Genomic DNA, 26,729 nt, shown 5'->3' with positions numbered 1-26,729 from the left:
GACAAAAGGGCAGCCCAGACGGCGTGGCGAGGGGTCGGCGACCCCCTTCGGTCAGAGCGCGTCGACCCGGGAGTAGCTGAGCGTGTCCGCGCCGAAGCCGAAGGTGCCGGTCTCCTGGATCTCCCGAGCCGCCTCCACGAAGGCGGTCAGCGCCACCCGGGCCAGGGTCGAACCGACGCTGACCCGGCGTACGCCGCAGTCGGCGAGCATCGCGACCGTCACCTCGGGGGCGCCGCCGGCCAGCGCGTTGACCGGTTTGTCCACCGCCGCGCAGACCGACCGGACGGCGTCGAGGTCCGGCAGCGCCGGTGCGTAGAGCACATCGGCACCGGCGGCGGCGTAGGCCCGGAGCCGGCGGATGGTGTCGGGCAGGTCGGCCCGGCCGTAGAGGAAGTTCTCCGCCCGGGCGGCCAGGGTGAACGGGAACGGGAGGGACCGGGCCGCCGCCACCGCCGCCTCAACCCGACGTACCGCCTCGGCCAGCGGGCGGATCGGATCGGCGGGGTCGCCGGTGGCGTCCTCGATCGACCCGCCGACGGCGCCCGCCTCGGCGGCGAGCCGGATCGTCTCGGCGACGTCGGCCGGGCTCTCGCCGAATCCGCTCTCCAGGTCCGCCGCCACCGGCAGCGGGGTCGCCCCGGCGATCAGCCGGACGTTCGCCAGCGTCTCCGCCCGGCTGACCAGGTTGGCGCCGTCGCGCCGGCCGAGCGCGAAGGCCAGCCCGCCACTGGTGGTGGCGAGCGCGGGAAAGCCGAGTCGGGCGAGTACCCGGGCAGTGCCCGCGTCCCACGGGTTGGGGAGTACGAAGGTCGGCCCCTCGTGCAGCCGGCGGAAGGTGACCGCCCGGCGGTGCTGGTCGGCGGCGTCCAGAGTCATCGGATCATCCTCTCCGCCGGCCAGTCTATGGACGGCGACCGCCCGACGCCGCCGCTGGCCATCGGCAGGTGGCCGTCACTCGGGTGTGCCGTTGAGCATCCACGGCAGGTTGAACTTCCGGAACACGATCGACCGCCGCGAGGTGTCGCTGGCGGCGGTGTTCTCGTTCACCTCGACCAGCGCGCCGACGAAGTAGTCGGCGGTCTTGGCCATGCTCGAATAGCCCCCCTCGGCGACGCTGCCGCCGCCCAGTCCCGGCCAGGACGGCAGCGGCGCGTCGCCGAGCCGGCGGAACACCGGCCAGGTCCGGGCCTCGTCGTAACTGATCCGCACGGTCATCTTCGTCCGGGTCTCGGTGCTCGCCGAGTTGAGGAAGACGATCCGGGTCGGCGAGTCGAGGTTGTAGCGCAGGATGGAGCCCTGGGCGCGCGGATCCAGCAACGTCTGGTCCGGGGCGAAGGTGCCGAAGCCGCCCTCGATCGTCCCGCGCGTCACCCAGCGGCGCTTCGCGCCCTCCCAGACCGAGCCGACCGCCCGGTCGTTGCGCATCAGCCGGCCGTCGGTGAGTTCCAGTACGGTGCCCTCGCTGGTGGCCTCCTGGGCGGTGCCGGTGCCGGTGGTGATGCGCTGCACCTTCCAGGTCGCCCCGTGGTCGTCGCTGTAGATGTTGCGGTGCAACGCCGGGATCACCAGTCGGCCGGTGGAGGTCTGCACGCCGACGCCCGGACCCATCGCGTCCCACGCCCAGGTCGCGCCGCCGGCCAGCGTCCTCGGCTTGAGCGTGCCGGTCAGGTCCACCGGATCGGTCCAGTTCCGGCCGTCGTCGGCGCTGCTGCTGACGTACACCTTGCGGTGTTCCCAGGCGGTGATCCGGGTGGTGCCGTCGTCGCCGTTCTGGCTGTAGCCCGCCGGGTTCCAGGACATGAAGAGCCAGATCCTGCCGTTGCTGGAGTCGACGACGGCGGTCGGGTTGCCCCAGGTGCCCTGCCCGGCCCCGACCACCTCGTCCAGCGCCGACCAGGTGGCGCCGTTGTCCTCCGAACGCTTGAAGACCAGGTTGATGTTGCCCCAGTCCCGGTTGTCCGACGCCCGGCCCTCGGCGAACGCGATCAGGGTGTTCGCCTTCGTCCGCACCAGCGACGGGATCCGGAACGAGTGGTAGGTGATCCCGTTCAGCGACTCGCCGCCGCCGTCGAAGAGCAGCCGCTCGCTGTGCGCGGCCGGTGCGGCCACGGCGGGTCCGCCGCCCGGTGTGACCGACAGGCCGATCAGCAGCCCGCCGACCAGCACGGCGGCCGTCCTCGCTCGCCAGGACATCGGTGTCTCCTCGTCGGTCGTTGTCAGAGCAGCAGGTCCTTGTAGTAGATGCTGGCCAGCCGGTTCGGCGCGTCCCGGGAGGCGAAGCCGAGCAGGTACATCTGGCCGAGCTGGTTGCCGGCGAAGTCGAGCTGGGTGACGCAGAGGTCACCGGCGGCGTTCCGGTTGGCGCCACTGACCGAGGCCGGTTCGGCGAGTTGCACCCCGCCCTGGAGCACCTGGGCGGTGTAGATCCGCCGGTTGACGTTGTCGAAGGCGATGGACTGGAGCACGGTGCCGTTGCGCAGTGCCTTCTCCCGGAACAGCGGATCGGAGCCGTCGGTCAGGTCGAAGCGCCGCGACGTCGGCAGCGCCGCCACGGCGATCGGGGCAGCGGCCGCTGTGCTGGTCGGTGTGGTGGCCGCCGTGCTGGTCGGGGAGGCCGTGGCCGTGGCGCCCGCCGTCAGCGCGCCGAGTGCCGCGCCGCCACCGGCGGCCAGCAGGTTCCGTCGGGACACCGTACCGGCCATGCCCGCACCTCCGCGTGTAGTCAAATACCTACATCTATCGCTTGGGTTGAGAAAGAAACTGCCATACCGTCTCGGTCACCGCAAGGTCTCCGTACGGCATCGGTCGATCTCCCGTCGGAGCCGGCTCCCTAGACTCGCCGGATGGGCAGTCGCAGGGGGACGATCGCGCTCTGGGGAGTCTTCGGCGTCGTCGCGGTGGTCTCGTCGACCCTCGTACTCCGCCGGCCCGACTGGGAACGCCTGTCGGACCTGCACATCTACTACGGTGCGATCCGCCACCTCTACGCCGGCCAGCCGCTCTACGACTTCGTCGCCGAGAACGGCGGACCGTTCACGTACCCGCCCTTCGCCGCCCTGGTCCTCGCGCCGATCGGCCTGCTGCCCGAAGGTGTCCTCCAACTGTCCTGGCTGGTCCTGACCTGCGCGGCGATCGCCGCCATCGCCGTCGCGGTGGGCGGTGCCGTCACCTCGGCACGGCACCGGCGACCACTGGTGGTCGCGGCCGTCGCCTGCGCGCTGATGCTCTCCGCACCGGCCCAGAGCAACCTGCGGTTCGGCCAGGTCAGCGTCTTCATCGTGCTGATCGCCCTGGTCGACGGGATGGGGCTGACCCCGGCCCGATACCGCGGCGTGCTGGTCGGGATCGCCGCCGCCGTCAAGCTGACCCCGCTGCTGTTCGTGGTCTTCTTCCTGGTCTCCCGGCGCTGGCGCGACGCCGGGCGGGCGGTCGTCGCCTTCCTGGCCTGCGGCCTGGTCGGCGCGGTCGTGCTGCCGGCCGACAGTTGGACGTTCTGGACCGGTACCTTCGTCAACACCTCCCGGGTGGGCAACCTCGCCTCGCTCGGCAACCAGTCCCTGCACGGCATGCTGCTGCGGGTCGGTGCGGACGGCGAGACCTTTCCGCTGCTCTGGGCCGGCCTGGTGCTGGTCGTCTGTGGCGTGGCGCTGCTGCGGGCGCGCCAGCTCGACCTGTCCGGCCGGTCGGCAGCCGCGGCCGTGCTGGTCGGCTGTGCCACCGTGGCGGCCTCGCCGGTCTCCTGGACCCACCACCAGATCTGGCCGGTGCTGGCCGCGATGTTCCTGGTCGGGGCGTACGGGGTGGCGCGCCGGGTGGCCGGTGTCGCGGTACTGGGCGTGATGGTGCTGTCGCTGGGCGCGCTGCTCAGTTCGGTCTCGATGACCCCGGGACTCCAGTTCCTCTTCGAGAACTCGCGCTCGCTCGCCACCGTCACGCTCTGCCTGGCCGGGTTCGGCGGGGTCACGGTCGCGGCGGTCGCCGCCGGTCGGCGTACCTCCACGGCCCGGGGCTGGTCGCGGGTGGGTACCGCCGCGGTGGCCGGGGTGGCCTTCTTCGCCGTACAGCCGCTGCCGGCGGGGGCGGATCCGACGTTCAAGGCGTACTCGATGTCGGACGTGCACAATCCGCGCTACTTCTTCGTCTGCCACAGCGCGGCCGAGTGCGCCGCGTTCGGCGCGGGTGCGCCGATCACCTTCGGGGTCACCGCCGAGAAGACCAAGGTACGCGTCAACGGGGTCGTCGACGCCACCGTGGCCCGGCTGGACTACCAGTCCGCGCCCGGGGGCGCCGCCCGGACGATTCCGCTGCTGGAGGTCTATCCGGGGCAGTGGCTCTTCTCGTTCCGCTCCGCCAACCTCTCGCACGGCCGGCTGACCGCCTACCGGGCGGACGGCAGCCCGATCGCCGCGTACAGCGAGGAACTCGCCGTCGGGTGAGGGCGCGGTCCCGTCCCGGGTGGGGGGCGGTGCACCGACCGCCAGCCGGCGGGCGGGGAGCGGTCAACTCGGGATGTTAACGTGGCGCCCGGATCACGACGGCGGCACGGAGACCGGCCGGTCACCGCCTCGACCGTCGCCGGCCGGCCAGGTCGGTGCCGGCGCCGCCGACCTCGCGCGACCGTGCGGGTCGGTCACTCCGAGTGGCGAGCGGGCGTCACCAGGCTTCACCGGAAAGGGCCTTTGGATTGTCGGTTTTCACGCGCCGCCGCCGGACTCCGATCGATGCATCGCCGGAGCCGGCGGACGCTCCGAGCACCGACGGCCAGCCGCGACCCGAACCGGACGACCACGCCACGCCCGCCCCCGACCACACGTCCGAAACCGCCGGCGGCCCGACCGCTGCCACCGCTCCGGATGTCGACGTTCCAGAGGCTGCCGCCTCGGACGGCATGGCGACGGACGGCGCGACCGACACTCCGGACGCCATCGTGAGGGACGGCGCGACCGACACTTCGAAGGCCGCCGTTCCGGAAGACGCCGCTTCGGACCGCATCGCGACGGGCGGCGCGACTGACGCTTCGGATGGCATTGCGACGGACGGCGCGACCGATGCCGCCGCTCCCGCTCGTAAGCGTGGCTGGCTACGGAGCGTGGCGGCCTGGCTGACCAGCGTCCTGGCCCTGCTGTTGGTCGTCTTCGCCCTGCTCGCGCCGAACCAGCTCACCCTCTTCACGCCGGGTGCGTTCCTGCGGCTGCCGCTGGAAGCCCTGCTGGTGGTCGCGCTGGTGCTGCTCCTGCCGACCTGGGGACGCCGGGTGGTGGCGGTGCCGTTCGGGGTGGCCCTCGGACTGCTGGCCATCGTGAAGGTCGTCGACATGGGCTTCTTCGCGGTGCTGGCCCGGCCGTTCAACCCGGTCTTCGACTGGATCTCGTTCGAGGCCGGCACGGACTTCGTCGAGGAGTCGTACGGCCGGACCGGCGCCGTCGTCGCGGTGGTCGCCGCCGCACTGCTCGCGGTCGGCCTGCTCGTCCTGATGACGCTCTCGGTGCTGCGGCTGACCCGCCTGGTGGCCCAGAACCGAAGGGCGGCGACGCATGTCGTGGCGGCCCTCGGGGCCACCTGTGTCGTCGGCACCGTGCTCGGCGTACAGATCATTCCGGACGTACCGGTCAGCACCCTGACCTACGACCGGGCGCTCCAGGTACGGGCGGCGCTGCGCGACCAGGAGGTGTTCGCGGCCGAGGCCCGGGTCGACGCGTTCGGCGACATCCCCGGCGACCAGCTGCTGACCGCGTTGCGGGGCAAGGACGTGGTCCTCGCCTTCGTCGAGAGCTACGGTCGCTCGGCGATCGAGGACCCGGCCCTCGCCCCGGCGGTCGGCGGCACCCTCGACGCCGGCTATACCCGCCTGCGCACGGCCGGGTACGCGGCACGCAGCGGCTGGCTCACCTCGCCGACCTATGGCGGCGGAAGCTGGCTGGCCCACGGCACGCTGCTCTCCGGTCTCTGGATCAACAACCAGCAGCGTTACACCCATCTCATGGCCAGCGACCGGATGACCCTGAACCGCGCGTTCCAGCGGGCCGACTGGCGGACGGTCGGGGTGATGCCGGGCATCACCCAGACATGGCCGGAGGGGACCTTCTTCGGCTACGACAAGGTGCACGTCTCGAAGGAACTCGGCTACCGTGGCCCGCAGTTCAGTTGGGCCCAGATGCCGGACCAGTACACGCTGTCGGTCTTCGAGCAGCGCGAGCACGCCACGCCGGACCACCCGCCGGTGATGGCGACGATTCCGCTGGTGTCCAGCCACGCACCCTGGTCACCGATCCCGGAACTCATCGGCTGGGACCAGCTCGGCGACGGATCGATCTTCGGGCCGATGGCGGTGGCGGAGAACTCGCCGGACGACGTGTGGCGGGACACCGACAAGGTACGCGCCCAGTACGGCCGGGCCGTCGAGTACTCGCTGAACACCATCGTCTCCTACCTCGAACGGTACGGCGACGACAAGATGGTCTTCGTCTTCCTCGGTGACCACCAGCCGAGCCCGCTGGTCACCGGGGAGAACGCCAGTCACGACGTACCGATCACCATCGTGGCGAAGGATCCGGCCGTGCTGGACCGGATCTCCGGCTGGAACTGGCAGGAAGGGCTGAAGCCCGGCCCGGACACTCCGGTCTGGCGGATGAGCGACTTCCGGGACCGGTTCCTCACCGCCTTCGGGTCGTAGGCACCGCGCCGAGCCGCTGCCCCGGAAGTGTCGGTGGCCGCCGGTACGATCCCCGGGCCCGTGCCACGGTTTGTGGCCGGGCCCGGATCGCTATCCGGCCCACGGCTCTGACCAGCGTTCGGAGGTTCGCACCATGCTCGACGGCACCGGTCTGACGTTGACCACCGTCAACCTGAGCGCACCGGACCCGGCGGCTCTCGCCCGTTTCTACCAGCGCCTCCTCGGTTGGGAGATCACCGAGGACGAGTCGGACTGGGTGCTGATGCGTTCCCCGGCCGGGGGAGTCGGGCTGGCCTTCCAGACCGAGTCGCCCTATCACCGGCCAAGCTGGCCGGCCGGTCCCGGCGACCAGCAGATGATGATGCACCTGGAGATCCGGGTCGACGACCTGGATCGCGCCGCCGCACACGCCGTGGCCTGCGGCGCCACCCGCGCCGACTTCCAGCCGCAGGAGGACGTCCTCGTCCACCTCGACCCGGCCGGCCACCCCTTCTGCCTCTACCTCGGCTGACCGACACCACGCTCCGGGTCGCTGGGAACCTCGCTGGGGTGGCCGCCCCGGTGATGTTCCCCGATCATGCCGGAGCCGGCATCACGCCGGGGCCGGCCGGATCAGTCGGCGAGGCGGGCGGGGAAGCCGCCGGTGGCGACCGGGCCCCAACCGTCGATCGTGACCCGGATCAGCGACTTGCCCTGCCGGCGCATGGCCTCGCGGTACTCGTCCCAGTCCGGGTGTTCGCCGGAGATGCACCGGAAGTATTCGACGAGCGGCTCCACCGACTCCGGCAGGTCGAGTACCTCCGCGGTGCCGTCGACCTGGACCCACGGCCCGTTCCAGTCGTCGGAGAGGACGCAGACCGAGACCCGGGGGTCCCGGCGGGCGTTGGTCGCCTTGGCCCGCTCCGGATAGGTCGAGACGACGATCCGGCCCTCGATGTCCACCCCGCAGGTCACCGGCGAGGACTGGGGTCGGCCGTCCGGGCGGGTCGTCATCAGGATGGCGCGGTGCCGGGGGCGGAGGAAGTCGACCAGTTCGGCGCGGTCGACACGGGTGTTGGTCGCGATGCTGCGGGTCATCGATCGTTTCTACCAGGCTGTGCCGGGACGGCCGGCCGGGAGGCGGGTCTGGGTCCACCTCCCGGCCGACCGGGTACCCGGGCCGGCCGTCCATCCCGAGCAACCGGCCGGAGGCGGGGCCAGCGGTCGAGCGGTGCCGGCCGGGGCGTCACTCGAAGACGGCCGAGCCGGTCTGGCGGCTCCGGATCCAGTCCCAGTCCAGGGTCACGCCGAGGCCGGGACCGTCCGGTACGGTCAGGCAGCCGTCGGAATCGATCGAGTCGAGGTCGTCGGCGTAGCCGTCGGCGTACACCCGGTAGTGCCGGGACTTCGGGTCGAGGCCGGGGGCGATTAGTGCCAGTTCGTAGTAGTTGGTGTTCCGGATCGCCGCCATGCAGTGCCGCTGGGCCGGGCCGGACGCGTGGATCTCACAGTCCAGCCCGAAGCCCTCGGCGGCGTGCGCGATCTTCATGACCCCGGTGATGCCGCCGTCGTAGTCCGGGTCGGCCCGGACGAAGTCGGTACCGTCGGCGACGATCTGGTCGACGTGCGCCTCCAGCCCCCGGACGTGCTCGCCGAGCAGCAGCGGGGTCCGGATCAGTTGCCGCAGTTTGCGGTGCGCGAACGCGGAGACGCCACCGTCCCGGTACGGGTCCTCGTACCAGAGGTAGTTCGCCTCGTCGCAGGCCCGACCGACCTTGAGCGCCTCGGCGAAGGTCTGGTACTCGCAGGCCGGGTCCAGCATCAGGTCCATCTCCGGACCGACCGCCGCCCGGGTGGCGAGTACGGTCGCCACCTCCCGGGCGATGTTCCCGCCGCTCCAGCCGTGGATCTTGAACGCCGGATAGCCCATCTCCCGGCACCGCACCGCGAACTCGGCGAACGCCTGCGGGCTGTCCAGCCCTCCGTTCTCGTCCCCGAAATACGTCGAGGCGTACGCCGGCAGCCTCCGCCGGTACGTGCCGAGCAGGGCGTGGATCGGGGCGCCGAATCTCTTGCCGGCGATGTCCCAGAGCGCGATGTCGATCGGGCTGATCCCGAACCGGTCGTTCTTGCGCAGCGCCCGCTTGAGGTCGTTCCAGATCAGTTCCCGGTCCAGCGCGTTGCGGCCGATCAGATAGCGGGCCACCATCGCGACCTGGGTACTGGAGACCCCCTTGCCCCCCTGCGACCAGGCGTACTCGCCGGTGATCCCGGCGTCGGTCTCGATGGTGATCACGTAGCCGGTGTTCCGGGCCTGCGCACCCGGCTGGTAGACCGGGTTGAAGCCGGTCTCGTCCCGGCCCAGGTCGGGCATCGTCCATTGCAGTTCGTGCGTGACCACCCGGCGGATCCGCAGGTCGTCGCCCATCAGCATCCCTTCTTTCCCACTGGCGCCGGACCGGTTCCGGCCGGACTCACCAGTTCAGTGCCACGTACTTGGCCTCGGTGTATTCGCGCAGGCCGTCCCGGGCACCCTCGCGGCCCAGCCCACTCTGCTTGACCCCGCCGAACGGCGCGGCCGGATCGGAGACCAGGCCCCGGTTGATCGCCACCATCCCGCTCTCCAGCCGGTCCGCGACCGACAGGCCGCGAGCCAGGTCCCGGGTGTAGACGTACGCCGCGAGGCCGTGTTCGGTGTCGTTGGCGGCGGCCACCACCTCGTCCTCGGTGCGGAACGGGATCACACCGGCGACCGGCCCGAAGACCTCCTCCCGGGCCAGCCGGGCCTCCGGCGCGACCCCGTCCAGCACCGTCGGCGGATAGAAGTAGCCGGGGCCGGGCAGCGGGGTGCCGCCGAGTACCACCCGGGCACCTCCGGCGACCGCCTCGGTCACCAGCCGGTCCACCTTGGCCACGCTGCGCTGGTCGATCAACGGGCCGCAGAGTGTGGTCGGTGCGGTGCCGGGGCCGACGGTCAGCGCGGCCATCCGGGCCGTCAGGCCGGCGACGAACCTCTCCCGCAGCCCCTCCTGGACGTAGATCCGGTTGGCCGCCGTACAGGCCTGGCCGCCGTTGCGCATCTTGGCGATCAGCACGCCGTCCAGCGCGTCGTCGAGGTCGGCGTCGTCGAAGACGATGAACGGCGCGTTGCCGCCCAACTCCATCGCGCACTTCAGCACCTGGTCGGCCGCCTCCCGCAGCAGCAGCCGGCCGACCTGGGTCGAGCCGGTGAAGGAGAGCGCCCGGACCCGGGGGTCGTGCAGCATCGCCGAGACCACCGGCCCGGGGTCGCCGGTGGTGACCACGTTGACCACCCCGGCCGGTACGCCGGCGCCGTGCAGGATCTCCGCGATCGCGTACGCGGTGAGCGGGGTCTCGGCGGCCGGCTTGAGTACCGCCGCACAGCCGGCGGCCAGCGCGGGGGCGATCTTCCGGGTGGCCATCGCCGCCGGGAAGTTCCAGGGCGTGACCAGCACCGCGACCCCGATCGGCTGGTGCTGCACCAGGATCCGGTTGGTCCCGCTCGGTGCGAGGCTGACGTCGCCGATGATCCGGACGGCCTCCTCGGCGTACCAGCGGAAGAACTCGGCGGCGTACCGCACCTCGCCGTGCGCGTCCGGCAGCGCCTTGCCGTTCTCCATCGAGATCAGCGCGGCGAGTTCGTCCTCGCGCTCGATCATCGCCTCGTAACAGCGGCGGAGGATCTCGGCCCGCTCCCGGGGCGGCCGGGCGGACCAGCCCGGCCGGGCGGTCGCGGCGGCCTCGACCGCCAGCAGGGCGTCGGCCGGTTCCGCGTCCGCGACCGAGGTGATCGGCTCGGCGGTGGACGGGTCGACGACGTCCAGCCGGCGCCCGGCCCGGGCGGGTCGCCAGGTGCCGTCGACGAAGAGGTCGGTGCGAAGGGCGGTCAGGTCGGTCATCGCGGGCTCACTCGTCTGGCGCTGGTGGACTGGTCGTCGCCGGTGCCGGCCGGGTCGGCCAGCAGCCCGGTCAGGTCTCCGGCGTACGCGGCGCCGACGATCCGGCGCAGCTCGGTGGGGTCCAGCGGGCGGGGGTTGTTCTGCACCAGCCGGGCCGCCGTCATGCCCTGCTCGGCCGTCCAGTCGAGCCGGTCCGCCGTGAGCCCCAGCTCGGCCAGGTCGCGGGGGATGCCGACCGCGCCGAGCAGCTCCGCCACCCGGCGTACGGCGGCCCGTGCCCGCTCGGCCGGCTCCGCGCCCGGCTCGGCCGGTACGCCCAGTGCCGTGGCGACCTCGCCGAACTCGGCCACCCGGGCCGGCAGGTTGTACGCCATCACGTACGGCAGCAGCGCACCCACCCCGGCGCCGTGCGGGGTGTGCGTCACCGCGCCGATCGGGTACTGCAACGCGTGTGCGGCGGCGGTACCGGCGGTGCCGAGGGCGAGCCCGCCGTAGAGCGCGGCGAGGTGCAGCTCGTGCCGGGCGGTCCGGTCCGTACCGTCGGTGTCGGCGGCGACCAGGCTGCGCCCGATCAGCTCCATCCCGGCCAGCGCGAAGCTGTCGGTCAGCAGCGACTTGCCGACGAAGACCCGCTCGGTACCGAGGGTCGGGGTGGCCGGCCGGCACACGGCGGTGTACGCCTCGACGCAGTGCGTCAGCGCGTCGGCGGCGGCGTGCGCGGTGAGCGGGCGCGGGCAGGTGTAGGTCAGCTCGGGGTCCACCAGCGCGGTGTGCGGGATCAGGTGCGGACTGGAGATCCCGACCTTCATCTCCCGGTCGGGGTCGGCCAGCACCGCCACCGGGGTCACCTCGGAGCCGGTGCCGGCGGTGGTCGGCACGGCCACCACCGGCAGCGCCGGGCCGGGCACCTTGAACTCGCCGTAGTAGTCCCGGGGCTGCCCGCCGTGGACCAGCAGCATGGAGACGACCTTGGCGTGGTCGAGGCAGCTACCGCCGCCGATCCCGACCACCACGTCGACCGGCTCGCCGGCCAGCCCGGCCACGCAGTCCGAGATCGTCGGGGTGGGCAGTTCGGCCTCGACCCCGGCGAAGACCCGGACCGCCACGCCCGAGGCGCGCAGGTCGGCGAGCATGTCCCGGAACTCGGGCCGCTCGGCCATCCGGCCGTCCGTGCAGACCAGCGCGTGGCTGCCGAGCGAGGCGACGATCCGGCCCAGGCCGTGCCGCTGCCCCGGCCCGAAGACGATCTGCCGGGGACCCCGCAGCAGCCCGTACGGGCCCTCCGCCCACTCACCCGCCTGCTGGGTTGGCACTCTGCTCACCACTCGCTCCCCGCCTTCTCGTCCTTCTCGTCCTGCTCGTCGTGTCGCGCCGACAGTTGCTTGTCGTGTCGCGCCGAGAGTTGCTCGTGTCGCGCCGACAGTTGCTCGTCGTGCAGGGTCGACCGCTCGTTGTGCAGGGTCGACAGGTGCCGCCACACCTCGTCGGCGATCTCGATGCCCTGGGCCAGGGTCAGTTCGCTGCGCAGCCGGGACCGGTCGCCCGGCACCTGCACCGGGACGTCACCGCTCGGCTCGGCGTCCCGGACCGCCTGGAGGTACGCCCCAATCGACTCGCGCACCGCCTCCGGCGGGCGGTCGAAGACGAGGAACAGGTCACCCTTGGTGCTCGGCCGGTCCGAGTCGAGGGTGCCGCGTACCGCCGTACCGGTCTCCGAGGCGGTCAGGGTCGCCACCAGCACCTCCAGGGAGAGCGCCAGGGCGTACCCCTTCGCGTCGCCGAACGGGGCGATCGAGCCGCCGGTCGCGGCTCGGGCGTCGGTGGTCGGCTCGCCGGCCGCGTCCAGCGCCCAGCCCGGCGGCAGCGGCAGGCCCCGGTTGGCGTAGTCGTGGATCTTGCCCATCGAGACCAGTCCGGTGGCCATGTCGAGGACCAGCGGATGCGGCCGGGCCGGCACCCCGATCGCGATCGGATTGGTGCCGATCATGGCGTGCCGGCCGCCCCACGGATGCACCAGGGCCTCGCTGGTACAGGTGGCGACCGCCACCTGACCGGCCCGGGCGACCTGCTCGACATACCAGCCCAGCATGCCGAGGTGGTTGTTGTGCCGGATCACCGCCGCAGCCACCCCGGTGCTCCGGGCCCGCTCCTGTACGGCGTCCAGCGCCGACATCGCCACCACCGGCCCGAGCCCCTGCTCGCCGTCGACCCGGAGCAGCGCGGTGCCGGCCCACTCGTGCCGCCCGGTGGCCCGGGGATCCGCGACACCGGCACGGATCCGCTCGACGATCCGGCGCAGCCGGAGTACGCCGTGCGACGGGTGCCCGCGCAGTTCGGCCGCGATCAGCAGGTCCGACTGCAACTGGGCAGCCGGCTCGGGTACGTCGTGCGCGTGCAGGATTTCGCGGACCATCCGGCGGAGCCGGGTGACCTCGACGAGAGCCATGAAGATCGCTCCGAATCGTCGTTGCGGTTCGCCGACCGGGTCGGCACCGGCGGGCGACTGGCCCGCCGGCGCGTACGCCCGGTCAGGAGGCTCCGGTGGGGGCGAACTCGTTGCTGAACCACGTGCCCGGATCCTTGCCGGCCGCGATCAGGCCGGACTTGACCAGCTCGTCGTACGTCCGTTGCCAGGCGGCGGGATCGGTCTGCAGCAGCTTGTCGGCACCGCCGGCCTGCCAGGACTCGACGTAGACGTCCATCGCCTGCTGGGTCACCTTCTGGTCCTTCAGGCTGGCCACGTCGTACTTGCCGGAGGTGATGCACTTCTTCGTCTCGGGGTACCCGTTGGCCTTGTCGGCGATGATCGCCTTCATCGCGGCCTGGACACCGCGGAGGAACCGGCGGATCTGGTCGGCCTTGGCCGGGTCCTGGGTGTTGGCGGTGGAGGTGACGTAGTTGTTGGAGCCGGCCGAGGTGACCGTCGACGGGTCGAAGACGACCGCGTCCGGCTGCTGCTGCTGCAACGTGAACGCGGTGTCCAGGGAGACCACGTAGCCGTCCAGCTTCTTCGTCTCGACCAGGTTGAAGACCGCCGGGGTCAGCCCGACCACCTGCCGCCGCAGCGCCTCCGGCTTGAGCCTGGCGGAGGCGAGTACCAGGTCCAGGGTGACCTTGGTGGAGCCGCCGGTCGAGCCGACGCCCATGGTCTTGCCGTCCAGCGAGGCGGCCGAGTCCAGCGGGCGGTCCTTGTGCGAGACGATCCGCAGCGTCGAGCCGCCCTTCTGCACCGCGCCGACGTTGACGATCGGCGCCCCGGTCTCGATCGACTGCATGGTGTCGGTGTCGCCGGGCCGGACCAGCAGGCCGGTACCGGCCAGGATCGCCTGCACCCCGGCCGGCGCCCCGTTGATGTACTGGAACTCGACGTCCAGCCCCTCCTTGGCGAAGTGTCCGCAGGTCTGCGCGACCAGCTCGGCGGCCCAGGTCAGCCCGGCCGTCGGTACGTTGGTCAGGAAGGTGATCTTTTGCAGGCCCTCCTTGGTGGTGCCGCCCGGGTCGCCCCCGCCGCAGCCGGTCAACGCCAGCAGCGCGGTCAGCCCGAGCGCCGTGCCGGCCCGGAACACCTGGCCCCGCCGCCGGGCCACCCGGACGCCGGACTGATTCAGCACCCTCATTATCGGTCTCCCTCTCAGCTGGCCGAGGCGGTTCGGGCCGGCCCGTGCCGGTGCCCACGCTCGGGGTGGGTTCTCGGCCGCCGGTCACCGTGAACCCTTGTCAACCCGGCCCCGCGGCGCTAGCGTCCGTTCCGACATGCGGAACTCCAGCTCCTCCCTCAGCCGGGCACTCTCCCTGCTCGACGCGTTCGACAAGGGTGACGGCGAACTCACCCTGACCGAACTCGCCGACCGGGCCGGCCTGCCGAAGTCGACCGCGCACCGGCTGGTCGGCGACCTGGTCCGGTGGCGGGCGCTGGAGCGTACGCCGCACGGGCTGCGGCTCGGGATGCGGCTGTTCGAACTCGGTCACCTGGTGCCGTCACCGCGCGAGCTGCGGGACATCGCGCTGCCGTATCTGGAGGACCTGCACACCACCACCCGCAAGACGGTGAACCTCGCGGTGCGGGACGGGATCGACATCGTCTACGTCGAGAAGCTGCTCGCGCCGAACGAGCCGGTGCCGCACTCCCGGGCCGGTGGGCGGCTGCCGATGCACTGCACGGCGCTGGGCAAGGCGATCCTGGCATACTCGCCGCCGGCCCTGCTGGACGAGGTCGTCGCCGCCGGGCTGCGCCGGATGACCCCGAAGACCATCCAGGATCCGCGCGCCCTCCGGACCGAGCTGGCCGCCGTCCGGGAGCGGCGGATCGCGTACGACGTCGAGGAGTCCCGGATCGGCCTGCACTGCGTGGCGGCCCCGCTCTTCGACCGCCGGGGCGAGGTGGTGGCCGCCGTATCGGTGACCGGGATGCAGAGCCGGTCCACCGCCCGGCACCTCGCACCCGCCGTGCTGACCGCCTCGCTGTCGCTCTCCCGCCAGCTCAGCGCCTGACCGCCCCGCCGTCGTTCGGCCTGGGTCGGCTCACTCCGGTGTGCCCGGCACCTCGACGTTGTACGCCGGCCGCTCCGGCATGCCGACCTGGCGGCGGTAGGCGTTCTCGTTCACCGGGTCGACGATCTGCTGGGCATCGGTGATCTGGTGCCGCTCGGGTGCGACCGGTAGCCCGGTGACGATGCGCTCCTCCACGTACTCGCCCGCGTCGGTCGGGTCGGGGAAGGTGACCCGGCCGGCGACGGCGTCCGCGAGCCGTTGCTCCGCACCCGGGACACCGGCGGCGAAGTCCCGGACCACCTCCGGCGGGACGTGCCGCTCCGAATAGCGTGTGGTGCCGTCGAGTACTCCCGGCAGGTGCAGGTTCTCGTGGAAGAGATCGGAGGCACCGGTACCCTGGATCGGCCCGGTGCCGATGGCGTCGTACGTGACGTTCAGGCCGATCAGGTTGCCGGTCCCCTCCGCGCGCACGCGCTTGACCTCGCCGCCGCCGGCTTCCTCGCCGACCGTCAGGGTGACGTCGGGGTGCCGGTCAGCGGCCTCGACCACCCGGCGCAGCGCCTCCTGCCCCTCCGGTACGCCGCCGAGGTGGCCGAGGTTGGTCTTGGTGATCGCCTGGGAGATCTCGTCCCCGACCACTTCAACCCGCCGCTGGTACCCCTCGACGAGGTTCGTTTCGGGCACCTGGTGCCGCTGCTCGACGCCGGTGAGTTCCGCCTGCCCGTGGTCGAAGACCTGGTCGGCTCCGCTGCCGCCGTCGACCCTGCCGGTGCCGCTGGCGATCAGCGTGTCCGGGCCGGAGCCGCCGTCGAGTCGACCGCCGTCCCCGGTCGCGGTCTGGATGTCCGCGCCGGAGCCGCCGTACTGTGCGCCGATGCCGGCGATGAAGTCGTTGCCGGAACCGCCGAGCGCCGTCCCGGACGGCCTCAGCGGGTAGAGCGCGTCGCGGCCCGCACCGCCGTCCAGCACGGTGGCGCCGGGGTTCTGCACGGCGATCAGGTCCCGGCCGTCCCCACCGGACAGATAGGCCGTACCGGCCGTCGAGCCGACCCCGGTCAGCCGGTCCTGTCCGGCGCCGCCGCGACCGAGGGCGTCGCTGTAGTCCCGCATCTGGATCACGTCGTTGCCGGCGTTCCCGGACACCATCACCCGGCCGCCCGACGTGCTGATCTGGTCGTTTCCCGCCCCGCCGAGCACCTGTACCGTCTGACCGGCTGCAGCCTGGACGGACACCTCGTCCCGCCCGTCGCCGGCCACCACGGTCACCGTCGACGCGGTCGGCTCGCGTACGTCGATCCGGTTGTCGCCGGGTCCACTGTGCACGGTCACCGCCGACGTCCCCTCCGGCGCCTGGAAGACCTGCGGCGGCAGGTTGTCCCGGGTGATCGTCACGGTGTCTCCGGCGACGTCGACCCGGGCACCGGGCGCGTAGACGTACCAGTGCTTGGCGTCCCGGTCGAAGATCTGGGTCGGCCCGCCGGGCGGAGTCGGCACCGGGTACGGCCGATCGGCGGTGTTGCCGGCCTGCGCCCGCCACTTGTCGGCGATCACGGCCAGCGCGTCGCGGGCCGCCTGGAGCACCCGGGCGTACGCCGCGAGCGCGTCGTCCAGCCGGCCCCGGATCCCGGTCGCCCCGTCGATGGCGGCCTGCACCGCTGCCTGCCGATCCGGGTGGAAGACGAGCCGGACCGTGCCGTCCGCCACCTCGTCGACCCGGCAGATCCGCGCCAGCTCGGCCCGGCCGAGCGCCAGTCGGTGCTGTGCCTGGCGCACCTCGGCCGCGATGTCGCCCAGCGTCTCGGTGATCCGCCGGGCCTGCTCGGCGACCCCGGACAACCCGACCGGGCCGGTCAGCGACTGTAGGTGCACCGTGTAGCTGTCCGCCCCGAAGCTGCGCCAGGTCTGGCGCAGCCGCTGCCCGCGAGCGACCGCGTCGCCGGTCAGCCGGTAGCCCGCCCCGGCGAGCCGCCGCCAGGCTGCCGCCGCCTGCTCGATCCGGTCGGGCTCCGCGCCCAGCGACCACACGTCGGCGATCACCGCCTCGGTCAGCGGCACCTCCGCCGCCATCACGACCGCCCTGGTGGTGGCCGGTGCCGGGCGCCCTCCCACTGGCTCGCCTCGTGGTAGGAGAAGGCCGTGAGCTGCAACAGTTCGGCGTCGCCGTGCAGCACCTCCGCGAGCCGGTCCAGCGCGGTGTGCGCGGTCTCAAGGGCCCGCTCGGCAACCTCGTGTACGGCGGCGCCCGATCCGGAATTGCCGAACGACGACACCGGAACCGGTGGCTGGGAGCGGTGTGCCCGCTGGGCGGCGACGATCTCGTTGCCGGTGCTGCGAACCTCGTCGCCGTACCGGATGAGCGCGGTCAGGTCGACGTTGAGGGCGTCGGTCACGAGCCGAGCTTAGCTCCGAACACGCGCTCGAACCTCAAGTACGACAAGGCGTACTTGAGGTTCCAGCCGGCACAGCTCACGAAAGGTCGATCCAATAATCCAGCTCGACCCGATCGGCCGGGATCACGATATCGGTGGCCACTTCCACCACCCGATCACCGGCGTACGTCTGCCGGGTGATCGTCACTACCGGCACTCCGCCGGGGATCTTCAACGTCTCGATCTCATCCCTGAGCGGCATCCTGGCCCGAACCATCTCCCGGACACCCGTGATCGTGATGCCCAGGCTGTAAAGCTGGCCAGTGTTGCCGCCCGGCCACGGCTCCCGGTCCGGGTCGGCGACCGGCGTACCTGCCACCATGTCCAGCAGTAGGCACGACGTGGACATCTGCTGTGGAACGCCATGCGACCGGAATACGAATCGGCGTTCCAGGATCACCGTGCCAGGGTCGACCCCGAACAGTTCGGCGGTTGCCCGGTCAGCCGGAACCTCGCGGAACTCCCTGTCCAGTGTGTACTCGGCCCACGGCATGCTCCGATCGGCCGTGAATGAGGTGCCCAGCTCGCCGGTGCGGACCTGCTCCAGTTCGCGGCGGTACCGGGCGGATCCGAGCCGGCGTACTGGCAGGACGGGACGGGCGTAGCTGCCACGCCCCATCTCGGTGACGATCAGACCCTCACTCCGGAGCAGCCCGAACGCCTCGCGGACGGTTCCGCGAGCAACGCCGAACTCGGACATCAGCGCGGACTCCGACGGAAGGATGGAGCCGGGCGGGATCGCGCCGGACATGATCCGGCGGCGTAGCTCGTCTGCGACCCGGGCATAGCGGGGCCGCTCGTGCGGGGTAGGCACGTCGGTCACCGTACCCCCGATCAACGTAGTCGTGATGTTCCGTCCCCTTTGATGGGCGAACCTATCTAGACGGGTCGTCTGTATAGGTGTAGCTTACCGTGTAAGCGGCCGGCACGGTAGGTGATCTAGGGGTAGGCACTTCTGAGTCGGTCGCCCTCGGCCGGATGCGACGTGGCGCGACCTCCATCAGCCACCCGGTTGGCCGCGCGTCGTGTCCAAGCCGGACGCGTCCCGACCTCCCCCAGGGCCCGGCCGCGTCCACCGGGCGGCACCTCTTCCCCGTTCGAGGTGCCGCCCACCCAATCAGTCGTGGGCCGGCGCCGTAGAAGACCCGGCCCCACGCCCCCGAGGTGGAGAGGATCGGGATGTTCGAACGGATACGTGGCTGGATCCGGCGATCGGCGGAGACCGTGGAGGTGATCGGCCCAGGGACCTCGTACGCCAACGGGCGCGGCGGTTGGTCCCTCGGCGCGGCCCCGGCCGAGCAGCCCCGACTGGACCGGCCCTACCGTTGTTGACGGGCTGATTACGTACGGACAGCAGCGGCTGTACCGCACCGACCGGGCCGACCGGTGGTGACCCGTGTCCGGGCCTGGATCCGCCACCGGCGCGGACGGGTACGGGACTACTGGCGATGGTGGTCCACCGACCCGTGGCTTCCCGGGCGGGGGCCGGAACAATGATGTACGACGGCCCGCTGGGCATGTCGATCGACTCGGCCCGGGAGATCGTCCAAGAGCACGCCGTCAAGCCGTGCGGCCAGTGTCGGGGAGACCGCTGCTGGCTGTTGGAGTGGGCGCTCAAGCTCGTAATTCACGGTGACTACGAGGTGCGGCAGGACATGATCTGCGCGGTCACGCTCGCCGCCCGCCGGATCGCCGACGTCCACAAGCATGGCGACGACGGCCTGTGTTCCCCCTGCCTACGACCGGACTGCGAACCCAGGAAGACCGCACGGCACTGGCTTGCCGTCATCAAGGAACTGCCGCCGGCCGACCCGACACCAGACGACATAGAGGACGCCCGGCTGGTCAGGAAGGCGCACCACGGGTATGGCTGCCCCGATTGCACGCCAGCGGGATGTTCGACGGATGAATGGGCGGTACAGGTCGTCTTCGACGCAATCGCCAAGGACAGCTCGTGACCCGTGACCCAGGTGGACGAAGCGGGTGACGTTCAACCTGGCCAGACCGGCGCAGGACGCGCTGGAGCGGTTGCCCGGCCGAGACAAGTCACGGGGGCAGACTCCCGGAGGTCGGCGAGGCAACTCCGAGATCCTCGGGCTTGCAAATCACATCCCTTTCCACTACTCAACGAGTGGAACCTCAGTGCCCACTCAACCGAGTTATCCGGGTCAGCGGGGCCGGGGGAACGGCGAGCCGCGTTCGCCGGGGTACCGGCCGAGCGCCTCCTCGTCGACGGTCACGCCGAGACCCGGACCGGTCGGCAGGCTGGCCCGGCCGTTCGCCAGTACCGGCCCGCCGCTGATGACGCCGTCCCGGAACGGGTTCTCGACCGTGCCGTCCGCCTCGAAGATGCCCTCGCCGCCGGCCGCCGAGAGCAGGTGCAGGGTCGCCGCGTGGTTGAGGGCGCTGTGCGAGATGTGCGGGGCGAACCGCAGGCCGGCGGCCCGGGCCAGCGCCGCGATCCGGAGCGCCTCGGTGATCCCACCCACCCGGCTCACGTCCGGCTGCACCACGTCCAGGGCACCCCGGTCGATCCAGTCCGCGAACTCGTGCGCGCCGCCGAGGTTCTCGCCGGCCGCGACCGGCACCAGGCCGCGGGAACGCAGCGCCACGAACCGGGCCGGGCTGCCGGGTGGGTACGGCTCCTCCAGCCAGTCCACCCCCAGCTCGGCCAGGGCCGGCGCCACCCGGGCCACGTCGTACCGGTGGCCGAGATTGGCGTCGACCATTATGGACAGTTCGTCGCCGAAGACCTCTCGGACGTGCCGGATCCGAGCCAGGTCCCGTTCGGGCGAGTCGCCGATCCGCAGCTTCACCGCCTGCCAGCCCGACTGCTCCCGCATCCGCCGTACCTCCTCGGCCAGCTCGTCCGGTGGCTGGAAGCCGAGGGTGAAGCCGCCGCCGTACAGCGCGAAGTCGGTGACCGAGCCGCCGAGCAGCCGGTGCACCGGCTCGCCCTGGATCTTTCCCCAGGCGTCCCACATCGCGATGTCGATCCCGCTGAGTGCGAGCAGGAAGCCACCGGACATCCCGGCGGAGAGGACGAAGCGCGCGAACACCTCCCGGTTGACGTCGGCCGTCTCGGACGGCTCCCGGCCGAGCACCACCTCCCGCATGGTGCTGTTGACGATCTCGGCGACGGCCGTACCGGCGTGCCCGTGGAAGGACTCGCCGTAGCCGACCGTCCCGTCCGCGCAGACCACCCTGACCAGTACGACGTCGCGGCGCAGCGCGCTGCCGAGGCTGAGCGGTCGGGGCCGGTGGTCGAATCCGTAGCTCACGACGCGGGCGTCGAGTGCGGTGATACGGGGCACGCGATCTCCTTGCTAACTGGTTCGGTCGGCAGCGGTCAGCGGTCAGCGGTCGACCGGGTGGGCCCGGACGGCGTCCTCGTCGGGTACGCAGCCCCAGCCGGGGCCGGCGGGCAGCAGCAGGTCGCCGTCGACGATCCGCGGTATCTCGGTGAAGACCTCGTCGCGCCACGGCACCCCGTCGACGTCGTACTCCAGCACGGCGAGGTTCGGCACCACCGCCGCGAGCTGGGCGCTCATGAAGGTGAGCAGGTGACCGGCATAGTTGTGCGGCGCGATGTTCAGGTCGTACGAGTCGGCCAGCTCGGCGATCCGGACCGCTTCCGGGAAGCCGTTCCAGGCCACGTCGACGACCGGCACGTCCAGCGCACCGGAGTCGAGGAACGGCCGGTACGCCCGGGCGCCGTAGAGCGCCTCGCCGGAGGCGATCCGTACCGGGGTGTGCCGGCGGGCGTGCACCAGCGCCAGCGGCTCGAAGGTGTCCACCTCCAGCCAGGACAGGTCCGACGGTTCGACCGCCCGGGCCAGCCGGCCGATCCCCTCGCCCTTGACGTTGAAGTTGACGTCCAGCAGCACCTCGACGTCCGGGCCGGCGCCCGCCCGGAAGGCGGCGACCACCTCGGCCACGTCCGCGACGAACCTCGGGGTCGGCTCCAGCCCGGGAAAGCCCTCGTCACCCCAGGCGGGCAGGCGCAGGGCGATGCGGCTGCCGTCGTACACCATGAGGTTTGTCTTGAGGGCGCGGAAGCCGCGGGCCCGGACCTCCGCGCCGAGCGCCCGGACGTCGTCGAGGTCGCGCAGCGGTGCGGTGCCGAGCGCCTCGGACATCCGGATCCGGCCGAGCCCGCAGTGCGACCAGTAGAGCGGGATCCGGTCCCGGACCGGACCGCCGAAGAGCGCGTGCACCGGTACGTCCAGCGCCCGCGCCGTGACGTCCAGCGCGGCGTTGAGGATGGCGCCGACGGCGCGCTGGGCCAGCCCGCCGGCCGCCTCCCGGACGGCGGACCGCAACGTCGCCTCCAGCAGCCGGAGCCGGCGCGGGTCAGTGCCGACGACCCGCCGGCCGAGCCCGGCGATCACCTCGGCCAGCGCGACACTGCCCAACTGGTTGTCGGTGTACTCCGCCCAGCCGGTGACGCCGGAGTCGGTGGACAGCTTCAGGAACGACCAGACCCGCGTGCCGGCGGCACAGTGCAGGCTCTCCAGCGCGGTAATCCGCACGGCTGCGGCTCCTCGTCTCGGCGTCGACCGTCCTCAGGCGGCGGTCAGGACTCTGTGGCGGTCAGGGCTGCGGCGCGGTCAGGACTTCGGGGCGTTGCGGTCGTCGATCCACTGCGACGGATCCTTTCCGCCGCCGAGCAGCCCCGCCGAGACCAGCTCCTGGTAGGTCGAGGACCACCGGGACCGGTCGGTCTGCACCGCCGTCTCGACCCCGCCGGCGGTCCAGGTGGCGACGTACGTGTCCAGGGCCGCCCTGGCGACCTCCGGGTTGGCGAACGACGGCACCTTGTACTTGCCGCTGATCAGCTTGATCGTGTCCGCGTAACCGTCGGCCCGGTCCTCGGCGATGAACCGCACCGCCGACTTGATGGCCCGCAGGTACCGCTGGATCTCGTCCTGCCGGGCCGGGTCCTTCGCCTGCTCGACCGAGGTGACGTACGCCTGCGTGCCGGCCGCCGTGTACTGCGACGGGTCGAGCAGCACCGCGTCGTCCGGGTGGTCCGCCTGCACCTGCAAGGCGGTGTCCAGCGAGGTCATGTAGCCGTCGAGGCGCCCGTTGCGCACCAGGTTGAAGGTGCCGGCGCTGAGCGCTGCCACCTGCTGCTTCACGTCGGTCAGCTTCATCCCCTGCGAGGCGAGGACCAGCACCAGGATGCCCTCGGTGGTGCCGCCCAGCGCGGACTGCCCGATGGTCTTGCCACGCAGGTCGGCGGCGTTGGTGATCGGGTTGCGCCTGCTGGAGATGATCCGGATCGTGGTGCCGCCCTTCTGCACGGCGCCGACGTTGACGATCTGGGCGTTCTTGTCGGAGATGCTGCGCATGATGTCGGTGTCGCCGGCCCGGGTGAGCAGCCCCTTGCCGGACATCACGGCCGCGACGGCCGGCGGGGTGCCGTTGATGTACTGGAAGTCGACGTCGAGTCCCTCGGCCTTGAAGTAGCCGTTGGTGTCGGCGACGAGTTCCGGGGCGTAGGTCAGGCTCTCCAGCGGCAGCGTGTTCAGGTAGGTCACCTTCTTGAGTTCGCCGCCCGCCTGGCTCGGCTCCGATCCGCCGCCGCAGGCCGACAGCGCGAGGCTCGTACTGAGCAGCAGGGCCAGGGCGGCCCGGGTGCCGGGTCGACGCCGCGATCTGGTCTCACCGGAGAAAATCGGGTTGCTGCGCATGAGATCTCCTAGGACGGATGTCCGGACACCGGCTCCGCGTGCGGCGGTGACTCGCCGCGCGTACCGGCAAGGGATGTCCGGTGGATGAACGTGGTGTTTCGGCCCGAGCCCGATGGTGCTTGCCGAGCACGCTCGCAGTCGGGTCCGACGCCGACAAGCCGCGGTTCCGGTATGCGGCACACCCCCCGCCCTCGGCGCGCGGGGCGCTCCCGGCGGGCCTTCGGCGCACGCCGGGCTCTGGGACGCACGCCGGGCTCGCGGCGCGTGGCGCAGGACAGCCCGAACGGATCACGGGGTCCCGAATCCGCGCCTCGTCCAACGGGGCGGCTCGGGCGCTGGACGGGCGGCGCGGATGCTGGACGGGCGGCTCAGGCGTTGGACGCGGAGCGGTTGCCGCCGGTGGCGGCCTTGAGCGCGCGCAGCACCGAGAGTTCCGACCCGGTCGGCGGCTCACCGGTACGCAGGTCGTCGGCGACCCGCAACTGCCAGCCGGTCGCCGCGCGGGCCTGCTCGACCGTGGCGCCCGGGTGCAGTTCGGTCAGCACCAGTTCCCGGCTGGACGGTTCGGGTCGGAGTATGCCGAGGTCGGTGATCACCACCTGTGGCCCGGCACCGCGCAACCCGAGCCGCTCCCGGTCACCGGAGCCGGTGCCGTACCCGAACGAGGTGACGAAGTCGACCCGCTCGACGAACGTACGCGGACTCTGCCGCATGATGACGATGACCTCGCGGCAGGAGGCGGCGATCTCGGGTGCCCCACCGGCCCCGGGCAGCCGTACCTTGGGATCGCGGTAGTCCCCGCCGATGGTGGTGGTGTTGATGTTGCCGTACCGGTCGAGTTGGGCGCCGCCGAGGAACCCGACGTCGATGTTGCCCGGCTGGAGCCAGTAGTTGAAGACCTCCGGCACGCTGACCACCGCATCGGCGGTGTCGGCGAGGATGCCGTCGCCGATCGAGAGCGGCAGCCGGTCGGGCTTGGCCCCGAGGCACCCGGACTCGTAGATGAGCACGAGCCGGGGGGCGTGGGTCGCCCGGGCGAGGTTGGCGGCGGTACTCGGCAGGCCGATCCCGACGAAGCACGCCGTGTCGTCCCGCAGTTGCCGGGCGGCGGCGACGGTCATCATCTCGTCGGCGGTCCACTCCGCGCTCATCGCCGCCACCCTCCCGGCCGCTCGCTCCGCTCGCTCATCCCGCCACCCTGCCCGCGCTCGCTCATCTCGCCTGCCCGCCCGCCTGCCCGCACTCGCTCATCTCGTCTGCCCGCTCGCGCTCGCTCGTCTCGCCTGCCCGCCTGGCTGCTCGCGCTCGTTCGTCTCGCCTGGCTGGTCGCGTTCGTCCATGCGCCCCTCGCCGGGCTCGTTGATGCGTCCCTCGCCGCGTTCGTTCATGCGTCCCTCCGGGCGTCGAGGACGTGCTCCCGCATCCAGGTGGTGAACGTGTCCCGGTCCCGGCTGATCGCGTCCCACGCCTGGTAGAAGTCGTTGTCCCGGACCGAGTAGCCCTGTGCGTAGGACGGGTGCGAGCCACCGGGCGCGAGCGCGACCGCGCTGACCGCCCAGGTCGGCAGGACCACCTGGGTGGGCATCGGCTCCAGGGAGTCGACGATCTCCTCGACGGTGACCAGCGACCGCTTGGCGGCCAGTACCGCCTCCTTCTGCACGCCGGTGATGCCCCACATCTGTACGTTGCCGGTCCGGTCGGCCCGCTGGGCGTGCACGATCGTGACGTCGGGGTTCAACGCCGGCACGGCGGTGAGCACCTCGCCGGTGAACGGGCAGGTGATGGGCTTGATGGTGGGGGTGTGCCGGGGCAGGTCGGTGCCGGTGTAGCCGCGCAGCACCGCGAACGGCAGCCCGGACGCGCCGGCCACGTAGCGGTTCGCCATCCCGGCGTGGCTGTGCTCCTCGATCTCCAGCGGGGTGGGCCAGCCGCGCTCCACCGCGTCCCGGAACCGGTGCAGCGAGCCGACGCCCGGGTTGCCGCCCCAGGAGAAGACCAGCCGGCGGGCGCAGCCCATCCCGATGAGCTGGTCGTAGACGACGTCCGGGGTCATCCGGACCAACTCCAGGTCGCGCCGTCGCTGCCGGACGATCTCGTGGCCGGCGGCGAACGGAATCAGGTGGGTGAATCCCTCCAGCGCCACCGTGTCACCGTCGTTGACCAACTCGGCCACACCTTCGGCCAACGAGACGATCTCAGCCATCCGTCCCCAGTCTCCTGATCGCGCGTCGTCGCCCTGCCGAGCGGTGACGGCAGACGGAGCGCATTCGTTCGTTTGGCGTACGCCTGTTCTGAGAACGAACGTAGCGTGACGGATCCGGCCCCGTCAACGCCGCCGGCACGGCCACGGGATTTTCCGGCGCCGTCGTGGCCGTGCCGATTCGGCCGTCCGGCCAGGTCCGCCGCCCGCTGGCCGTCGATCCGGGTACCCGGCTCCGCCTCCGTCAGATCGCGTGGGAGAGCGCGAGCGCACCACCGTCGACCGGGAAGACCGCGCCGGTCATGAAGCTCGACGCGGGCGAGGCGAGCAGCAGCGCCAGCCCCTTGATCTCCTCCGGATCGGCCATCCGGCCGAGCGGGATCGTGCTGGCCCAGGCCGCCTCCGCCTCGGCGGATCGGGGGCGCTTGCCGCCGATGTTGGTGCGGAAGGGCCCCGGCGCGATGGCGTTCACCCGGATCTGGTCCGGGGCCAGGTCGAGCGCGGCCTGCCGGACGACGTTGACGATCGCGGCCTTCGAGGCGACGTACGGGTAGCCGACCATCGGGTCCGCCCGCAGCCCGGCGGTGGACGCGGTGACGACGATGCACCCGGACCGCCGGGGGCGCATCACCGAGGCGGCGGCCCGCATCGTGTTCAGCGCGCCGGTCAGGTTCACCCCCAGCACCCGGTCCCAGTCGTCGAGCTGGACCCGTTCCAGCCGCCGGGACTCGGCGTCGGTACGCGGTGCCCCGGCGATGCCGGCGTTCACGAACGCCACGTCGAGGGTGCCGAACCGGGTCGTCGCGGCCTCGACCGTCGCCTGGACGGCCGCCGCGTCCGCCACGTCGCAGACCAGGTGCGCCACGGTGGCGTTCCGGGCGGCGAGCGCGTCGGCCAGTTGGCGCAGCGCGTCGGCATCCCGGTCGACCAGGGTGACCGCCGCCCCGGCGTCGACCATCGCCTCCGCGATGGCCTGCCCGAGGCCGCTGGCCGCCCCGGTGACCAGCACGTGCCGGTCCCGGATGTCGAAGACCCGCCCGAGGTACGCCTCCCGGCTGCCCGGTCCGGTCGCGTGGTCGTCTGCTGTCACGGCTGGCTCCTCACTCGCTGACCTGCTGAAATTCGTTGCCGAAGCCCCGCCGACGTACCCGGGACGGCAGGCCGGGCCCGGTCGGCAGGGCGGGTGTGTGTGGTCGGGTTCGCTGCTCGGCCGCTCCGCGCGGGACGGCGCCCGGAACCGCTCCGGGCACCCGCGTGATCGCCGATCCGCCCCGGCTCGACGGCGGATCGGGGCGTCGGCGCACCGTACCCCCGCCGGCCCGGATCCGAACAGACCCGGCT

At 72.0% G+C, this 26,729-nt stretch carries 23 protein-coding genes; 5 read left to right on the top strand and 18 right to left on the bottom strand.

Annotation, left to right across the window (positions count from 1 at the left end; all coding sequences use genetic code 11):
- Nucleotides 1-51: 51 nt before the first annotated feature.
- The 3 genes from Pma05_RS03475 to Pma05_RS03465 all read right to left on the bottom strand — a co-directional run bounded on the left by Pma05_RS03475 (nt 52) and on the right by Pma05_RS03465 (nt 2,702).
- On the bottom strand, nt 52-876 hold the full coding sequence (locus Pma05_RS03475) for an isocitrate lyase/PEP mutase family protein (protein ID WP_203855777.1): 825 nt from the start codon (nt 874-876) through the stop codon (nt 52-54).
- Nucleotides 877-951: 75 nt separating this feature from the next.
- Nucleotides 952-2,193, bottom strand: a complete 1,242-nt coding sequence (locus Pma05_RS03470) for a sialidase family protein (protein WP_203855776.1) — start codon at nt 2,191-2,193, stop codon at nt 952-954.
- A gap of 23 nt (nt 2,194-2,216) precedes the next feature.
- On the bottom strand, nt 2,217-2,702 hold the full coding sequence (locus Pma05_RS03465) for a hypothetical protein (RefSeq protein WP_203855775.1): 486 nt from the start codon (nt 2,700-2,702) through the stop codon (nt 2,217-2,219).
- 141 nt (nt 2,703-2,843) lie between these two features.
- Here Pma05_RS03465 and Pma05_RS03460 point away from each other — a divergent pair, with 141 nt between their 5' ends.
- The 3 genes from Pma05_RS03460 (at nt 2,844) to Pma05_RS03450 (ending at nt 7,184) form a co-directional block, all read left to right on the top strand.
- Nucleotides 2,844-4,436, top strand: a complete 1,593-nt coding sequence (locus tag Pma05_RS03460) for a glycosyltransferase 87 family protein (RefSeq protein WP_203855774.1) — start codon at nt 2,844-2,846, stop codon at nt 4,434-4,436.
- 653 nt (nt 4,437-5,089) lie between these two features.
- Nucleotides 5,090-6,673: an alkaline phosphatase family protein gene (locus Pma05_RS03455; protein ID WP_239311589.1), complete on the top strand. Its 1,584-nt coding sequence runs from the start codon at nt 5,090-5,092 to the stop codon at nt 6,671-6,673.
- Nucleotides 6,674-6,806: 133 nt separating this feature from the next.
- Nucleotides 6,807-7,184 carry a VOC family protein gene (locus Pma05_RS03450; RefSeq protein WP_203855773.1) on the top strand — a complete coding sequence of 126 codons (378 nt, stop codon included), beginning with the start codon at nt 6,807-6,809 and terminating at the stop codon, nt 7,182-7,184.
- A 101-nt stretch (nt 7,185-7,285) separates the two neighbouring features.
- Here Pma05_RS03450 and Pma05_RS03445 read toward each other — a convergent pair whose 3' ends face one another.
- The 6 genes from Pma05_RS03445 to Pma05_RS03420 form a co-directional block, all read right to left on the bottom strand.
- Entirely contained in the window at nt 7,286-7,750 is a 465-nt protein-coding gene (locus Pma05_RS03445; RefSeq protein ID WP_203855772.1) for a PPOX class F420-dependent oxidoreductase, read from the bottom strand.
- Nucleotides 7,751-7,898: 148 nt separating this feature from the next.
- Nucleotides 7,899-9,080, bottom strand: a complete 1,182-nt coding sequence (locus Pma05_RS03440) for an enolase C-terminal domain-like protein (protein ID WP_203855771.1) — start codon at nt 9,078-9,080, stop codon at nt 7,899-7,901.
- Between the two features lie 46 nt (nt 9,081-9,126).
- A complete protein-coding gene (locus Pma05_RS03435; protein ID WP_203855770.1) occupies nt 9,127-10,572 on the bottom strand; it encodes an NAD-dependent succinate-semialdehyde dehydrogenase in 1,446 nt (481 codons plus the stop codon).
- Nucleotides 10,569-11,894, bottom strand: a complete 1,326-nt coding sequence (locus Pma05_RS03430; RefSeq protein ID WP_203855769.1) for an iron-containing alcohol dehydrogenase — start codon at nt 11,892-11,894, stop codon at nt 10,569-10,571. The genes Pma05_RS03435 and Pma05_RS03430 overlap by 4 nt, the downstream gene beginning before the upstream one ends.
- Nucleotides 11,891-13,018: an Ldh family oxidoreductase gene (locus Pma05_RS03425; RefSeq protein ID WP_203855768.1), complete on the bottom strand. Its 1,128-nt coding sequence runs from the start codon at nt 13,016-13,018 to the stop codon at nt 11,891-11,893. Before Pma05_RS03425 ends, Pma05_RS03430 begins: the two co-directional genes overlap by 4 nt.
- Before the next feature lie 82 nt (nt 13,019-13,100).
- Complete coding sequence (locus Pma05_RS03420) at nt 13,101-14,189, bottom strand: ABC transporter substrate-binding protein (RefSeq protein WP_203855767.1); 1,089 nt, start codon at nt 14,187-14,189, stop codon at nt 13,101-13,103.
- 136 nt (nt 14,190-14,325) lie between these two features.
- On the opposite strand from Pma05_RS03420, the gene Pma05_RS03415 reads away from it, so the two are divergent.
- Nucleotides 14,326-15,063, top strand: coding sequence for an IclR family transcriptional regulator (locus tag Pma05_RS03415; RefSeq protein ID WP_203855766.1), 738 nt, complete (start codon nt 14,326-14,328; stop codon nt 15,061-15,063).
- A 30-nt stretch (nt 15,064-15,093) separates the two neighbouring features.
- Here the strand turns inward: Pma05_RS03415 and Pma05_RS03410 are convergent, their stop codons facing one another.
- The 3 genes from Pma05_RS03410 to Pma05_RS03400 all read right to left on the bottom strand — a co-directional run bounded on the left by Pma05_RS03410 (nt 15,094) and on the right by Pma05_RS03400 (nt 18,306).
- Nucleotides 15,094-17,130, bottom strand: coding sequence for a calcium-binding protein (locus tag Pma05_RS03410; RefSeq protein ID WP_203855765.1), 2,037 nt, complete (start codon nt 17,128-17,130; stop codon nt 15,094-15,096).
- Nucleotides 17,130-17,453 (bottom strand): hypothetical protein, encoded by a 324-nt coding sequence (locus tag Pma05_RS03405; RefSeq protein ID WP_203855764.1) that lies wholly within the window; start codon nt 17,451-17,453, stop codon nt 17,130-17,132. The genes Pma05_RS03410 and Pma05_RS03405 overlap by 1 nt, the downstream gene beginning before the upstream one ends.
- Nucleotides 17,454-17,529: 76 nt before the next feature.
- Nucleotides 17,530-18,306 carry a GntR family transcriptional regulator gene (locus tag Pma05_RS03400; RefSeq protein ID WP_203855763.1) on the bottom strand — a complete coding sequence of 259 codons (777 nt, stop codon included), beginning with the start codon at nt 18,304-18,306 and terminating at the stop codon, nt 17,530-17,532.
- Between the two features lie 679 nt (nt 18,307-18,985).
- Here Pma05_RS03400 and Pma05_RS03395 point away from each other — a divergent pair.
- Nucleotides 18,986-19,450, top strand: coding sequence for a hypothetical protein (locus Pma05_RS03395; RefSeq protein WP_203855762.1), 465 nt, complete (start codon nt 18,986-18,988; stop codon nt 19,448-19,450).
- Nucleotides 19,451-19,660: 210 nt separating this feature from the next.
- Here Pma05_RS03395 and Pma05_RS03390 read toward each other — a convergent pair whose 3' ends face one another.
- From Pma05_RS03390 to Pma05_RS03365, 6 genes are all read right to left on the bottom strand, one after another.
- Nucleotides 19,661-20,806, bottom strand: coding sequence for a mandelate racemase/muconate lactonizing enzyme family protein (locus tag Pma05_RS03390; protein ID WP_203855761.1), 1,146 nt, complete (start codon nt 20,804-20,806; stop codon nt 19,661-19,663).
- A 42-nt stretch (nt 20,807-20,848) separates the two neighbouring features.
- On the bottom strand, nt 20,849-22,024 hold the full coding sequence (locus Pma05_RS03385; protein WP_203855760.1) for a mandelate racemase/muconate lactonizing enzyme family protein: 1,176 nt from the start codon (nt 22,022-22,024) through the stop codon (nt 20,849-20,851).
- A 78-nt stretch (nt 22,025-22,102) separates the two neighbouring features.
- Entirely contained in the window at nt 22,103-23,188 is a 1,086-nt protein-coding gene (locus Pma05_RS03380; protein WP_203855759.1) for an ABC transporter substrate-binding protein, read from the bottom strand.
- 368 nt (nt 23,189-23,556) lie between these two features.
- A complete protein-coding gene (locus tag Pma05_RS03375; protein ID WP_203855758.1) occupies nt 23,557-24,339 on the bottom strand; it encodes a CoA-transferase subunit beta in 783 nt (260 codons plus the stop codon).
- A gap of 233 nt (nt 24,340-24,572) precedes the next feature.
- Nucleotides 24,573-25,391, bottom strand: a complete 819-nt coding sequence (locus Pma05_RS03370; RefSeq protein WP_203855757.1) for a CoA transferase subunit A — start codon at nt 25,389-25,391, stop codon at nt 24,573-24,575.
- A gap of 241 nt (nt 25,392-25,632) precedes the next feature.
- On the bottom strand, nt 25,633-26,478 hold the full coding sequence (locus Pma05_RS03365; RefSeq protein ID WP_203855756.1) for an SDR family NAD(P)-dependent oxidoreductase: 846 nt from the start codon (nt 26,476-26,478) through the stop codon (nt 25,633-25,635).
- Nucleotides 26,479-26,729: the final 251 nt, after the last annotated feature.

It is taken from the genome of Plantactinospora mayteni (assembly GCF_016862935.1).
In the GTDB taxonomy this organism is placed as follows: Bacteria; Actinomycetota; Actinomycetes; order Mycobacteriales; family Micromonosporaceae; genus Plantactinospora; species Plantactinospora mayteni.
Note: the sequence above shows the minus strand (reverse complement) of the source record. Positions and strands in the feature narration are given on the sequence as shown.